Raw genomic sequence first — 16,634 nt, forward strand, 5'->3', positions numbered from 1 at the left:
CATAAAACAGAATGTATATGAAAAACAGAATAATCACACTTTTGTGCATCGTATGCCTGTTCACAGGCAATGAAGTATGCCGGGCACAAGTGCAAGAAGTTATATCCGGTGTGGTGCGGAATGAGAGCAACGAACCTTTAGACGGCGCAATCATTTCTGTCCCGGACAATCCCGAATACACCACAAGCAGTGATAAAGACGGAAAATTCATCATGGAGATTCCGTCGGGAGCCAGTATGGTCATTTGTAAGATTCCGGGATATCGGAACCAGACAATGAAATTCACTCTGAATAAACCGGTAGAGTTTTGTCTGATATCAGACATCGCCGGTCAGGATACATCTCTCGAAGTAGCCATGCTGCAGAAAGAGAGAAAAGGAGGTTATACAGGAGCAATCTCTACCGTTCAGGGAGAAGAGTTAGTTAAAACACCTAATAGCGGATTTTCAGCTACGCTGACCGGACGCTTGGCAGGATTGACTTCTATCCAATCCACCAGCACACCAGCCGATGATGCAACAACGATGTATATACGTGGTCTGAATTCCATAAACGGTAATTCACCTTTGGTTGTACTCGATGGAATTCCGGCTCCATTATTCGATATGAATACACTCGATGCCAACACTGTAGAATCTGTCAGTATTCTGAAAGATGCCGCAGCTAAAGCATTATATGGTCCGCGAGCTTCTTCCGGAGTAATTCTTATTACTACAAAAAGAGGCGAAATAGGACGTACTAAAGTAAATGTGAACATGGACTTCTCCATACAACAGGCTACCCAGCGTCCTAAAATAGTAAGTACCGGTGAATACGCACAAATGCGTAACCAGGCCTTACTCAATGACGGTGGCACTCCACTCTATTCTTTATATGAAATAGCCGGGTTTACAGATGGAACTATGCCGGGACACGACTGGTATGACACTTTCATGAATGATGCAGCCAGTATGCAACGTTACAACGTAAATATCAGCGGAGGTAACAACCGGGTTAAATACCTTGTTAATGCCGGTTATCTTCACCAAAACAGCCTGATTGATGCAGAGAAGAATGATAATTATAATCCTGCACTCAAATTGCATCGCTTCAACATTTTAGCTAATGTGGACGTCACTCTGCATCGTTATCTAAACTGTTTCCTTAACACAAATGTCACTATCGACCGGATAAATCAAGGATACAACGGGACAGGAGATATCATGAATTCGATCTATCAGATGGCCCCCACCGTACCTGGACCTATCACCGAAGACGGAAAAGTGATTACTGCAGAATACAATGAATATCCTACTTACGGACTTATCAACCGCTCCGGATATAGCCATCAAACAGGTATCAATCTGAACGTCGCTTATGGAATGAATCTGGATCTGGGATTCCTGACTAAAGGATTGAGCGTAAAAGGAATAGTAGGTTATGAAGCAAACTATGACGGAACAATCTATGGTTCTACTGACTACGCACGTTATGCAGCCAATGGCAGCGGACTTTTCGGTACTCACACCACTCTTCCTCTAAGTTTAAGTAAGACCGCTAATATGCGCTACTTTATCAACTTCCAAGGGTTCATCAACTATAATCGTATTTTTGGAGGCAAACATGAAGTAGATGCATTTGTCAGCTATTTCAATGAGAATATGATGAAAAACGGTGATCTCCCATACGATCGTTTGTCATTAATGGGACATGTGAAATACGGCTATGATTCACGGTACTATATACAGGGAGACTTTACCTATGATGGCACAGAACAGTTCAAACCGGGTAACCGTTTTAAATTCTTCCCGACAGTATCTGCCGCTTGGGTGGTATCCAACGAAAGTTTCCTGAAAGACACAGATTGGTTGTCCTTCCTCAAAATACGCGCATCTGCCGGCTGGCTGGGCAATGACCAGATATCTGACACCCGTTTCCTGTATGCTACAGATGTACGTTATAAAGATGCAGGTTACTTACTAAGCAACTACTATGGCTTTCATACTGTAGAAGGTATGCAAGGTAATCCGTATATCCATTATGAAGAATCTTTCCAGCAAAATTACGGAATAGATGTTACCTTATTCAACTCACTAGGTATCACATTTGATTATTGGAACGTGAAACAGACCCAAATGGCTATCCAAAATAACAGTGTATCTTCTGCACAAGGTATCGCCAGTGAAAATCTGCCATTTGAAAATCTGGGTAAGATGAACAACAAAGGATTTGATCTTGAACTATCTTATATCAAGAATCTGAAATGTGGATTAAGAATGACTATCAGAGGGAATATGGGATACAATAAAAATGAAGTAACTGACATAAAAGAGTTGAACCGTACCGCCAGCGGATATTACTATCCATATCGTAAAACCGGCTATTCTGCAGGACAACAGTTCGGATATCTGATTGACTATTCCAACGGAAACGGCTACTATAATAGCCAGGAGGAAATAGATAAAAGCGGTCTGCGATTCTCTGGTGCTTCTCCGCGCCCAGGTGATTTCATTTACAAAGACTTAAATAACGACGGAAATATAGATGAGCGTGACCAGGCACCGATGGACAAAGCCCAGACACTACCTACACTTTCTTATGGTGGTTCTATTCAACTGGAATACAAAAACTTTGACTTGTATGTTCAGTTACAAGGTGTATCAGGTACAGCAGCCTATTACAGTGGATGCGGTATCTTCGATAATGCTTACCAAGGAGTGTACACAGACCTGCACCGTAATGCCTGGACAGCAGATCGCTATGCGGCAAATGAAAAAATCAGCTATCCGGCTTTGACCACAGGAAGCTCTTCAAGTCTCCAATCGAATGAATTCTTCTATTCCAAAAATAACTATATGAGATTGAAGAATGTAGTATTAGGTTATACACTTCCTAAACGTTGGAGCAGTAAGCTGAAACTGGAGAAAATGAGATTCTATATCAGCGGAGCCAATTTGTTGACCACCTCATCTCTCAAGTTCGATAATCTGGACCCGGAACAATATTCCTACTCTGTATACCCCATTTACAGAACATTTAACATAGGACTTAACCTGAATTTCTAAAGACTGAAGTTATGAAAATAAATAAAATCATATCAGGAGTATTCTCCTTACTCATATTATCCTCATTCATAGGATGTACTGAAATTGAAGATCATCCGGACGGCCGTACGGATTACAGCGATTTGTTTACCACGAACCGTAAAACGTATACTTATATGAATCAATGTTATGGATGGATTCTGAATTACGGAATGAACTATAACTATACCATGCTAGCTGGTTGTACGGATGAAGCCAAAGATTCCTGGGAACTACAGAACGGAGTTACCCGCAAATGGAATGAAGGACAATTATCTCCCTTCAGCAATCCGCTGGAGGGCATCGAAGGAAATCCGGAAAACTACAATTATTATTATCAAGGGATTCGTGCCTGCAACATCTTTCTTGCCAATATCCCTACTGCCAGTGTCTACTCGGAAGATATACGTAACAGTTTCAAGGCACAGGTACTTACATTACGCGCTTTCTATTATCTTCAATTGGTGAAACGTTATGGAGGTGTTCCCATCATAACAACTCCCGACTACGATTATACCAAGGTTAAAAGAGGTACATTTGGCGAGTGTGCCCGCCAAATATTAGCTGATTGTCAGGCTGCTATTGATATTCCCACTGTTGAAGAATGGGGATGGCGTTCCTTAGATAAGGAGAACTACCGTCACGTTATGACAAAAGCCATCTGTGCAGCCATCCGTTCACAGATATCACTCTATGCAGCCAGTCCTCTGTACAATGACGGAACAATCACTTGGACAGAAGCCGCAGAAATTACTAAAAAGTCTCTGGATGACTGTCTGGCGAACAATTATGAACTTTATAAGAAACAGCCGAATGCTACAGCTGGTTATTCTCCTTATGATGTGTATTTCTATTCGCGCACTGACTTGCCGGTAGTTAATGACAAAGAAACCATTATGGAAGTTGGACAAATGTATATGTGGAATTATGCTGGCCTGCCAACTACCGACGGCCAGACAGATGCCGGTGCGTGTCCGTCGCAAGAGCTACTTGATGCCTATGAAGTTGTGAACGGTGACATGACAGAATCTTATCCTCTGCTCAATTTAGAGAGCCCTTATCTAGATGCCAATCATCTGCAGCCTAACTTGAATTCGGCTGTTGAAGGTCTCTACAATCGAGCCAAACCGTATGAGAACCGTGATCCGCGTCTTAAAGCTTCTATTTATTACGATGGTTCCAAACTAAACCTGGAAACCGGTGCACTACTCTCAACCAAGACAGGAGGAAACTGTGCACTTGATCCCAGTAACGCACGTTACACCTGTACCGGCTATTATACGCGTAAGTTCTCACATTATAAATCCGGACGTTCCGGCAATCTGGATGGTTACTTCAAAGAGTTCCGCCTGGCTGAATTATATTTGAATTATGCAGAGGCAGCTAATGAAGCATCTACTACCGGAACTGTACCCAATGATGCCGTAGATGCAGTCAATGCAGTACGTTCCAGAGTAGGTATGCCAGGCATTCCTTACGGATTATCCTGTGATCAATTTCGTCTGCGAATCAGGAACGAAAGACGCGTAGAACTTGCTTTTGAAGAACACCGTTTCTTTGATGTACGCCGTTGGAAGATGCTGGATCAAACAGATAAAGTAATTACCGGAATGAAGGCAAACTCAGATGGAAGTTACTCCCGTTTTGTAGTAGATAATAACCGAAAAGCATATAGTGAAAAATTCCTATTATATCCAATACCGGGTGACGAAGCGATCCGGTTACAGAATGCTTCAGGAACTAACTGTCAGAATCCGGGCTGGTAATCAAATCTAAAAAATACAGATTATGCAAAAGTGGTTATTAACTATTATTATTGCCATACTTCCTGTTATCACTGCATGTTCTAAAACCGATACGGAAGTATCTGTACCGGAAGAAGAAACAGGAAAGAAAACAGAGATTAAGTTCCTTCAACTCAACTTATGGGTGGAGTGTACCAAGGTGGAGCATGCTCCGGAATATCTGATAGAACAGATTGCTACCCTACAGCCAGACATTGCTACATTTTGCGAATTATATAAAGGTCCACAAGACGATCCCGTGATGCCTAAACTAATGCAAGGGCTTAAAGATAAGGGACTCATCTATTACGATGCACGAATAGACGGAAGAGCGGTCATATCAAAATATCCGATCAAAGAGACAGAACGCATCAACAAATGGATGTTCAAAGCGATTCTGGATGTCAATGGGAAACGAGTGGCCGTTTACCCGGCACATTCAGAGTATCGTTACTACACCTGTTACTATCCCCGGGGATACAATGACGGTAGCGTTAATTGGGATAAACTTCCGGCTCCTATCACTGATGTAAACAAGATACTTGCTGTCTGCGAAGAATCAGACCGTATAGAATCCGCCCAAGCTTTTATCAACAACGCTGCCAAAGAGCTAGAGCAAGGAGCACTCGTATTTTTTGCCGGAGATCTGAATGAGCCTTCTTATCTGGATTGGCAGGCCGATACAAAAGATCTATTCGATCATCGCGGATGTATCGTCAATTGGGGAACTTCCAAATTGTTGGTTCAACGGGGATATAAAGATGCCTACCGGGTAATTCATCCCGATCCGGTGAAATGTCCGGGATTCACTTTTCCAGCAGACAATAAATCAGTCATTCCAGAGAATCTCTCATGGGCACCGGAGGCAGATGAACGCGAACGAATTGATTTCGTTTACTATTATCCAAATAAAAATCTACAAATAAAAAGTGCCCAGATAGTAGGTCCAACAGGCTCTATTGTACGCGGACAAAGAATAGAAGAACAAACCAAAGATCCAATCATTCCGCCCGTAAACAATCAGTGGCCAAGCGATCATAAAGGAGTGCTGATTACGTTTTATATCAAAGAGTAATTACAATGATTAACAGGATGCAAAAGTGGATATACGTCATTATACTCCTGACCGGATACTCAATAAGAAGTTATACACAGAAGACCATAAATCTCAATATTCCTGTTGAGCAAAACTGGATGTTCGATAACGAACATCCAGTACGCTTCATGCTGGAATTGACATCTGCACAGTCAGGTTTTTCGGATAGGATACGTATGGACATTGCAACAGATTTCGGCAATGCTGTATCGTCTACCTTTATAACCTACTCTTTCGGAACAGATTCGATAGCTCCCGGTGGAGGCTTTCGCAGTCGTGCATCAGTCACTCTCACGAATCTCACTCCCGGATTTTACCAGGTTTGTTTCATTGCCGGCACCGACACTCTGAAACATTTCTTCTTTGGATACGAAGCCGAACAGATTTTATCCAAACCGGATGGTCCCCCTAACTTAAAAAGATTTTGGAATAAAACCATCACCGAACTTAAACGTGTACACCCTGCCTATAAAATGACACGTCTACCTGAATCTTCGAAGCCAGAGCGTGATGTTTACGAAGTAGAAATGCGCTCGCTTGAAGGAGAAATCTTACGGGGGTATTGGGCAGTCCCTACAGATGGTCAGAGTCATCCGGCCGTAGTGGTTTATCAAGGTTATGATGCCGTCACCTGGATTCCCAGTCCCAACGACTATCCCGGTTGGTGTATCTTGGTCATTCCACCCCGTGGACAAGGCCTCAACAAACCTTATAACCGCTTTGGTGAGTGGATTGCTTTCGGACTGGATTCACCCAAACATTACTATTACAGAGGTGCTTTTGCTGATACAGTCCGCAGTATTGATTTTATTTTTGCTCAGCCATGCTTTGACGGACAAAACCTTTTTGCTACAGGTATTTCGCAAGGTGGAGCGCTCACATTAGCAGTAGCGTCACTCGACCATCGTATTTCCGCAGCTGCGCCTATCGTACCCTTTCTGTCAGACTATCCCGATTATTTCCGTTTGGTTCACTGGCCTGCCAACTTGGTATTCGAAGGAGCTGCCCGGCAGAATATTGACAAAGATAAAATATTCTCATTACTAACTTACTTTGACTTGAAGAATCTGACCGGATGGATCAAATGCCCAGTATTAATGGGATTCGGACTTCAGGACAACATTACACCACCACATACAAATTTTGCAGCATACAATCACATCCGTACACCTAAACGCTGGATATGTTACCCTACATCAGGACACTTTGCAGCTTATGAGAACATGGACTCATGGATTGCTGAAAGTACTCGTTTTTTCAATCAGTATGTAGTGTGGTAATAATCTGAACTGATAAAAACGAAACAGGCACAAACACTATAACAAGAGGTTAGTTAGGTTAGAAACCGGAAGAGTAATTCTGTTAAATAGAATTCTCTTCCGGTGTTTTATAGTTACTTTCTTCTAATAAGATTCACTGAAATCGAATAAAAACAATATATTTGCATAGATGTAAACACCTTAAAAAATAAATTAGTGAGAAAAGTAATTCTTTTATTTCTGCTATTTTTAAGCGTAGCTGGAGTCCGCACACAAGGTCAAAACATCACTTTTAGCCACTTGACCACGGACGACGGACTCTCCCAATTTTCTGTCAATAGCCTTTATATTGATGAACGGGGGATTATATGGATTGGCACGCGTGAAGGACTGAACCGGTATAACGGTAACGATATCAAAAGTTTCAAACTTAATAAAAACGATCCGAACAGTTTGTTCAGCAATACAGTGCTGCGTATCACCGGAAACAAAAACGGGAAGGTATACCTGCTCTGTACGGACGGGGTAGCAGAGTTCGATCTGACCACACAAAGATTCAAAACGTTGCTGCAAGGCAATGTGGATGCTATTTATTTCAACGAGAAATTATATATCGGGAAAAGAGAAGAAGTGTTTGTATATAATGAAAGTACCGGAAACTTCGATCTCTACTATCATCTTGCCGGAAAAGATATCACCCTCTCCTGCCTCCACCTGGACGAAAAGAAAAATCTGTGGATGGGAACTACCAGTAACGGACTTTACTGTTTATCGGGAGACAAAAAGATTTCCCAACCTGTCACAAGAGGTAATATCGCGAGTATTTACGAAGATTCGTCTAAAGAATTATGGATCTGTACCTGGGAAGAAGGACTCTACCGGATAAAAACAGATAGTACCATTGAGAACTTCCGTCATGATCCTAAAAATCCAAACAGTATTTGCACCGATTTCGTAAGGAGTTGCTGTGAAGATAATGCAGGAAATCTGTGGATAGGAACCTTTCACGGGTTAAATCGCTATGAAAAGAGCACAGGTAAATTCCAACTTTACACTGCCAACGCGAACAAACCCGACGGACTTACCCACTCCTCCATCTGGTGCATCGTCAAAGATGAACAAGGAACAATTTGGCTGGGTACTTATTTCGGAGGTGTCAACTATTTCAATCCAGAATATGAAATCTATACCCGTTACAAAACCGGAGATACAGAGAAAGAAGGTCTAAGTAGTCCGATCGTCGGTAGAATGACTGAAGATAAGGACGGAAACCTGTGGATTTGTACCGAAGGCGGCGGCGTGAATGTGTATAACCGGAAGGATAACACCTATCGGTGGTATCGCCACGAAGAGGGCAAAAATAGCATTTCCCATAACAATGTCAAAGCAATCTACTACGACCGGACTAATGAAATCATGTGGATAGGTACACACTTGGGAGGATTGAACAAACTCGACCTGCGTACTAACCGTTTCACAGTCTACCGAATGAAAGCCGGAGACCCAACCTCACTACCTTCGGATATCGTCCGAGACATTGTACCTTATAAGGACAAGCTGGTTGTCGCCACACAAAACGGTGTTTGTCTTTTCAATCCGGCAACAGGCGCTTGCCAACAGCTCTTCAAAGAGACTAAAGAAGGAAGAGGTATTGGCATGGTAGCCAGTCTTTGCATTGATAAAGACGGTACATTGTGGATTGCGGCTACCGGGGAGGGTGTTTATTCTTACCGGTTCGACAGCGGTAAACTTACTAATTATCCACACAATCCCGCTAATCCGAACAGTCTTAGCAACAATAATATCAACAGTATCATGCAGGACAGTAACGGTAATCTGTGGTTCTGCACCTCCGGAAGCGGTCTCGACCGTTACCGTAAGGCAAGTGATGACTTTGAAAACTTCGATGTACAGACAGATGGTTTATCCAGCGACTGTATCTACGAAGTATGCGAATCGTCCATACAGAAAGGAGACTTATTGCTGATTACCAATCAGGGATTCTCACAGTTCAACTATCCAAGCAAGAAATTCTATAATTACGGTACGGAGAATGGATTCCCGTTGACTGCCGTCAATGAAAACGCACTATTTGTGACACATGACGGAGAAGTATTCCTTGGCGGTATTCAGGGAATGATTTCTTTCTGGGAGAAAAAATTACATTTCACTCCCAAATCATATAATATCATTCTTTCCCGCCTGTTTGTCAACGGAAAAGAAGTAGTTCCGGGAGATGAAAGCGGCATCCTGGAACAGTCGATCTGTCATACTCCGGAAATCAGTCTGAAAGCGAATCAATCGATGTTTAGCATCGAATATGCCACTTCCAACTTCATCCCTGCCAACAGAGATGAAATTCTCTATCGCCTGGAGGGTTTCTCAGACGAATGGAACCATACTTACCGGAAGCAAACGCTGATTACTTATACAAACCTGAATCCGGGTAAATATACCCTTGTCATCAAATCACAGAGGGAAGGAATAAAAGAGGCCAGACTGCTGATTATCGTACTCCCTTCATGGTATGAGACATGGTGGGCTTACCTGATTTATACCATTGTCACTATCAGCCTGTTATGGTATCTTATTCAGAACTATAATTCGCGCATCAAACTCCGTGAGTCTTTGAAGTACGAAAAGAAGCATATTGAAGACCTCGAAGCATTGAACCAGTCGAAACTCCGTTTCTTCACTAACATCTCGCACGAATTCCGCACACCGTTAACGCTGATCGTGGGACAAGTGGAAACTTTGTTGCAGGTGCAGACATTTACGCCTAACATATATAATAAGGTATTGGGAATCTACAAGAACAGTCTCCAATTACGGGAACTGATTACGGAACTACTTGATTTCCGTAAACAGGAACAGGGTCACATGAAGATCAAAGTTAGCCAGCACAATCTGGTTAACTTCCTGTATGAGAATTATCTGCTCTTCCTCGAATATGCGAGCAGTAAACAAATCAACTTCAAGTTCAACAAACAGAAGGATGAATTTGAAGTATGGTATGACCAAAAGCAGATGCAGAAAGTAATAAACAACCTGCTGTCTAATGCAGTGAAGCATACCAAGGCCGAAGATACAATTTCGATTAATGTATCGCAGGAGAAAGACCATGTCATCATTGAAATAAAAGATACCGGGACAGGTATCGCCGCTGCCGAAATTGATAAGATATTCGACCGTTTCTATCAGACCGAACATCTCAACTCGCTGAATACCGGAGCCGGTACAGGCATCGGACTGGCACTGACAAAAGGTATTGTGGAACTTCATCACGGCACAATCCGGGTAGAAAGCGAACCGGGCAAAGGAAGCAGTTTCATTATCACCCTCAAACTAGGCAAGGAACACTTCACAGAAGAGCAAATAGCGAAAGATGATACGGAAACCATCCAGCAAACAGAGACTATTGTTCCTTCAGTAGAAATAATCCCTGATTCGGAATGGAAAGAAGAAGATAACAAGCGCATCGAAGACGCCAAAATGCTGATAGTGGAAGACAATGAATCTATCAAACAGATGTTAGTCGGTATTTTCGAAACATTCTATCAAGTCAGTACGGCTTCCGACGGAGTAGAAGCATTAGAGATGATACAGAAGGATATGCCGAGCATCATTTTAAGTGATGTCGTAATGCCACGCATGTCGGGTACGGAACTTTGCAAACAGATCAAGACGGACTTTAACACTTGCCATATTCCGGTGGTATTATTAACCGCACGTACTGCTATAGAGCACAATATCGAAGGTTTGAAGATTGGTGCGGATGATTATATCACGAAACCGTTTAATACCAATCTTCTGATTTCCCGCTGCAATAACCTGGTTAATTCCCGCCGGCTATTGCAAGAGAAGTTCAGCAAACAACCACAGGCTTTTGCCCAAATGTTGGCTACCAACCCGATGGATAAGGAGATGCTCGACCGCGCGATGGCCATTATCGAACGTCATCTGGACAATACGGATTTCAACGTTAATATCTTCGCCCGCGAAATGGGTATGGCACGTACGAACCTATTCACTAAACTGAAAGCAGTTACAGGCCAGACCCCGAATGATTTCATCCTAAGCATACGTCTCAAAAAAGGCGCTGTCATGTTAAGGAATAACCCGGAGCTGAATATCACGGAGATCTCTGACCGGATTGGGTTCTCCTCCTCCCGCTATTTCAGTAAATGTTTCAAGGAGATTTATCACGTCAGTCCGCTGGCTTATCGTAAAGGAGAAGAGAGCGAAGAAGAAGGGGACGGAGAAGAAACAGATTAGCAGGCAACTATACAAGCACTCTTGCAAAATAATCTTATATTATTAGGCACGGATCACACGGATTTCACGGATTAAAAAACGATGAGTATGAAAACAACAGCGTTAATCCGTGTAATCCGTGCCTAAATTTATGATATAAACGGTTTCTTAGTCCGGACATCTTCGCCCGAATAAAGAAGGTAACTTCTTAAGTGTACTATTTTGTACTTCACTTGTACATTCCTACTCATTCTTTTTCTTCCATTCGCTTATCTTTGTGTTCATTACATTATTTCCTAAAACATTCAGCATTATGAAAAACGTTTCGCGTCTACTTCCCCTATTGTCCGGCATCGTCACGCTGTCAGGATGCAGTCATGCACCCCAAAAGAGCAATGGGCAGAACAACCAAAAGCCTAACATTATTTATATATTTGCAGATGATCTCGGCATTGGTGATTTAAGCTGTTATGGAGCAACGAAAGTGAGTACTCCCAACATCGACCGGTTGGCAGGACAAGGAGTACAATTCACCAATGCTTATGCAACTTCTGCCACCAGCACTCCTTCCCGTTTCGGACTCCTGACAGGTATGTACCCCTGGAGACAAGAAAACACAGGAATCGCTCCCGGCAACTCTGAACTCATTATCGACACTACCTGCATCACCATGGCAGATATGCTGAAAGATGCAGGATACGCAACCGGTGCAGTAGGCAAATGGCATCTGGGACTCGGTCCGAAAGGTGGAACCGACTTTAACAACCGGATTACCCCTAACGCACAAAGCATCGGGTTCGACTACGAATTTATTATTCCGGCTACCGTAGACCGTGTACCTTGTGTATTTGTAGAAAACGGACATGTCGTAGGACTTGACCCCAATGATCCTATCACCGTAAACTACGACCACAAAGTAGGCGACTGGCCTACGGGAGAAGAGAACCCAGAGCTCGTCACTTTAAAACCCAGCCAGGGACACAACAATACAATTATCAACGGCATTCCCCGTATCGGCTGGATGACCGGAGGAAAATCCGCCCTTTGGAAAGATGAAGACATAGCCGATATCATCACCAACAAGGCCAAGAATTTCATTGCATCCCATCAGGAAGAACCCTTCTTCTTATATATGGGTACGCAAGACGTACATGTACCACGCATCCCCCACCCACGTTTCGCAGGCAAAAGCGGACTCGGCACTCGTGGCGACGTCATCCTGCAACTGGACTGGACCATCGGTGAAATCATGCACACACTGGACAGCCTCCACATCGCAGACAACACCATCCTGATCTTTACCAGCGATAACGGTCCTGTTATCGACGACGGCTATCAAGACCAAGCTTACGAACTTCTCAACGGACATACTCCGATGGGTATCTACCGTGGTGGGAAATACAGTGCTTACGAAGCGGGTACACGCGTTCCATTTATTGTCCGCTGGCCTGCCCGGGTGAAGCCGAACAAGCAACAAGCTCTTTTCTCTCAAATAGATGTGTATGCATCGCTCGCCTCACTTTTGGACCAACCTTTACGCAAAGGAGCTGCCCCCGACAGTCAGGAACATCTGAACGTTCTCCTCGGCAAAAATAATACAAACCGTGAGTATGTCGTTCAACAGAATCTCAATAACACACTTGCCATCATAAAAGGTCAATGGAAATACATCGAACCGAGCGACGGCCCCGCCATCGAACATTGGACGAAAATGGAGTTAGGCAACGACAAACAGCCTCAACTTTACGATTTATCCTCCGATCCATCGGAGAAAACGAATGTATCAAAACAACATCCCGACATCGTGAAAGAGTTATCCGAATTACTAGAATCCATAAAAGAGAAATAGTTTATGAGAACAAAAAAATTGTATGATTTTGCACCAATCTTGAATAATTCTATCCATATTAGAATATTCAATCCGTCTATCTTTGCAAGCGTAGATTCAATAAAATCACTTAATTTTTAATATATGAAAAAACATTTATCCACTCAAACTAGAAAAAGGATGCTCTCCTCCATCGGACTGATCTTGTTTTCTGTTTCTTTTGTACTTGCACAGGTACTTGTTAAAGGTACAGTGAAGGACAACTTAGGAGAAGGAGTGCCGGGAGCCAGTGTTCAGGTACAAGGTACTTCACAAGGAACAATCACTGACCTTGATGGTAAATTTGCTTTTAACGTACCCAATAAGAATTCAATATTGGTTATTTCTTTCATTGGTTATGTCACTGTAGAAATAAAGGCAGACACTCAAAAGCCAATGGTTATCACATTGAAGGAAGATACAAAGACACTGGACGAAGTCGTGGTAGTGGGTTATCAGGAAATACGCAAGAGAGACCTGACGGGTTCTGTTGCCAAAGCCAGCATGGCAGAACTGCTTAGCACTCCGACTGCTTCTTTCGGCGAGACATTAGGCGGACGTATTGCCGGTGTCAACGTAAGTTCGGGCGAAGGTATGCCGGGCGGACAGATGAACATCGTCATCCGTGGTAACAACTCTTTGACACAGGACAACTCTCCTCTTTATGTCATTGACGGTTTCCCGGTGGAAGACCCCTCCATAGCCGCAGCCATTAATCAGAACGATATCGAGTCACTCGACTTCCTGAAGGATGCCTCTGCTACCGCTATCTACGGTGCCCGTGGTGCCAACGGTGTCGTGATGATTACAACCAAGAAAGGAACAATCGGCCAACCTAAAATTAAATACGACGGAAGTTTCGGTATTCAGCATATCACCAAAACGATCCCGATGATGGATGCCTATGAATTCGTCAAACTACAGGCAGAACGTAGTCCCAAAGATATGGAAACTACCTACTTCATGAATTATGACGGTAAGAAATGGGGACTGGAAGATTATAGAAATATCCCGCAATATAACTGGCAGGATGAAATCTTCCGCAGCGCATGGATGCAAAGCCACAATGTCAGCCTGACCGGTGGTTCGGAAGGAGTTCGCTACAATGCTTCTTTATCTTATTATGACCAGGACGGTATCTTGTTGGAATCAAACTACAAACGTGTACAAGGCCGTATGGGTACTACCATCCAAAAGAAGAAACTGAAAATCTATCTGACGACCAACTATTCCAGTACTACAACTACCGGTGGTTCTCCTTCCCAGAACTCATACAGTGGTATGAATAACCTGTTCTATAGTGTATGGGGATATCGCCCTGTGACCGAACCGGACAGACCATTAAACTCGTTGATGGATAACATCATGGACGACGCGATAAACAATACCAACGACTATCGTTTCAACCCTATCATGTCTTTGAAAAATGAATATCGCAAGACGTACGCGAACTATATCCAGTTCAACGGATTTGCAGAATATGAATTTATCAAAGGATTGAAGTTGAAAGTTTCCGGCGGTTACACATTCGATACCCGCAAAGGGGAAACATTCAACAACTCGAAAACTCGTTATGGTAATCCGAAATCATCCGATAAGGTGAATGCAGAAATCTACCATTCTCAACGTGCAACGTGGTTGAACGAAAATATTCTAACCTATCAGACCAATATCAAACGGAAGCATTTCTTTAATAGTATGGTAGGTGTAACTCTGCAAAATTCTGACTATGAATACTATTCATACAAGACAGTGCAAATTCCAAACGAAGCACTCGGGATGGCAGGAATGAGTGAAGGAACTCCCAGTACGACCAAATCATTAAAGAGTTCCTGGTCTATGCTCTCTTTCCTGGGACGTTTGAACTATAACTACAAATCATTGTATTATGCAACGGTTTCTTTCCGTTCCGACGGTTCTTCCAAATTCCGTGGTGATAACCGTTTCGGCTATTTCCCTTCCGGTTCATTGGCATGGGGATTCATGGAGGAAGATTTTATGAAACCATTGAAGTCTGTTGTTTCTTCCGGTAAATTAAGAGCAAGCTGGGGATTGACCGGTAACAACCGTGTAGGCGAGTATGATACGTATGCTTTATATCAGATATTAAAAGATAAAGTTGGAGATTTTATTTCGATCGGTAGCCTACCGAGTGGTGTATATCCGTTCGAAAACAGCCTGACAAGTGTAGGTACAGTGCCCACTTCCTTAAGAAACAGAAAACTGAAATGGGAGACTACCGAACAGTGGAACCTAGGCCTGGACTTAGGCTTCCTGGACGAACGCATCGGATTAACCGTAGACTGGTATCGTAAAACGACTCGTGATTTGTTGCTGAATACTGCACTTCCCACCTCTTCCGGTTATTTCAGTGCCATGAAGAATGTAGGAAAGGTACGCAACCAAGGTATCGAGCTCACATTGAACACAACCAATATCAAGAACCGTCATTTCTCATGGACTACTAACTTTAATATCGCATTCAACAAGAACAAAGTATTAGAATTGGCCGAAAACCAATCTTCTCTGTTGAGTGCAGCCAAATTTGACCAGAACTATAACTCTCAATACAGCTACATTGCCAAAGTGGGTTATCCGATGGGAATGATGTACGGATTCATCTACGAAGGTACATACAAATACGAAGATTTCGACAAAGTAGGTGATACATATACACTGAAACGCAATGTTCCGTATTTCTCTTCCGAAAGTAATACACAACCGGGTATGCCGAAATACGCAGACCTGAATGGTGACGGTATCATCGACGATAACGACCGCACTATGATCGGTAACGGTATGCCGAAACATACGGGCGGATTTACCAACAATTTCGAATACAAAGGATTTGACTTGAGCATCTTCTTCCAATGGTCGTATGGAAACGATGTATTGAATGCCAACCGCCTGTTCTTCGAGAACAGCAATAAAACACGTGACTTGAACCAATACGCAAGTTACGCAGACCGCTGGACACCGGAAAATCCGGAAAGTAATATTCCGAGAGCTACCGACTCCGGTTCTAACAAAGTGTTCTCTACACGTATTATCGAAGATGGTTCGTTCCTTCGTCTGAAGACCGTGTCTTTAGGATATACACTGCCGAAACAACTGACCAAGAAATGGAAGATAGACAATGCACGCGTATTCGTTGCCGGTCAGAATCTATGGACATGTACAGGGTATTCCGGTTACGACCCGGAAGTATCTATCCGTGAAGGCGCACTGACTCCGGGACTGGACTTCTCCGCTTATCCGAGAGCCTACTCTATCAGTTTTGGTATAAACTTAGGTTTCTAATCAATCATCCTT

The 16,634-nt window shown here is 43.1% G+C and carries 7 protein-coding genes; all 7 read left to right on the forward strand.

Translation table 11 applies throughout. The annotated features are described in order from the left end of the window. Nucleotides 1-11 precede the first annotated feature (11 nt). The 7 genes from DXA54_RS12735 to DXA54_RS12765 all read left to right on the forward strand — a co-directional run bounded on the left by DXA54_RS12735 (nucleotide 12) and on the right by DXA54_RS12765 (nucleotide 16,622). Nucleotides 12-3,044 (forward strand): SusC/RagA family TonB-linked outer membrane protein, encoded by a 3,033-nt coding sequence (locus DXA54_RS12735; RefSeq protein WP_009039092.1) that lies wholly within the window; start codon nucleotides 12-14, stop codon nucleotides 3,042-3,044. A gap of 11 nt (nucleotides 3,045-3,055) precedes the next feature. Continuing rightward, a complete protein-coding gene (locus DXA54_RS12740; protein WP_004310361.1) occupies nucleotides 3,056-4,828 on the forward strand; it encodes a RagB/SusD family nutrient uptake outer membrane protein in 1,773 nt (590 codons plus the stop codon). A 22-nt stretch (nucleotides 4,829-4,850) separates the two neighbouring features. Continuing rightward, nucleotides 4,851-5,921 carry an endonuclease/exonuclease/phosphatase family protein gene (locus tag DXA54_RS12745; protein ID WP_004310360.1) on the forward strand — a complete coding sequence of 357 codons (1,071 nt, stop codon included), beginning with the start codon at nucleotides 4,851-4,853 and terminating at the stop codon, nucleotides 5,919-5,921. Between the two features lie 5 nt (nucleotides 5,922-5,926). Continuing rightward, nucleotides 5,927-7,222, forward strand: coding sequence for an acetylxylan esterase (locus DXA54_RS12750; RefSeq protein ID WP_008649016.1), 1,296 nt, complete (start codon nucleotides 5,927-5,929; stop codon nucleotides 7,220-7,222). A 195-nt stretch (nucleotides 7,223-7,417) separates the two neighbouring features. Further along, a complete protein-coding gene (locus tag DXA54_RS12755) occupies nucleotides 7,418-11,476 on the forward strand; it encodes a two-component regulator propeller domain-containing protein (protein ID WP_120079635.1) in 4,059 nt (1,352 codons plus the stop codon). A 292-nt stretch (nucleotides 11,477-11,768) separates the two neighbouring features. Beyond that, nucleotides 11,769-13,304: a sulfatase-like hydrolase/transferase gene (locus tag DXA54_RS12760; protein WP_008649015.1), complete on the forward strand. Its 1,536-nt coding sequence runs from the start codon at nucleotides 11,769-11,771 to the stop codon at nucleotides 13,302-13,304. A gap of 159 nt (nucleotides 13,305-13,463) precedes the next feature. Beyond that, a complete protein-coding gene (locus tag DXA54_RS12765; RefSeq protein WP_008649014.1) occupies nucleotides 13,464-16,622 on the forward strand; it encodes a SusC/RagA family TonB-linked outer membrane protein in 3,159 nt (1,052 codons plus the stop codon). Nucleotides 16,623-16,634 lie beyond the last annotated feature (12 nt).

The sequence above is a fragment of the Bacteroides sp. OF03-11BH genome (assembly GCF_003604005.1).
GTDB lineage: Bacteria > Bacteroidota > Bacteroidia > Bacteroidales > Bacteroidaceae > Bacteroides > Bacteroides ovatus.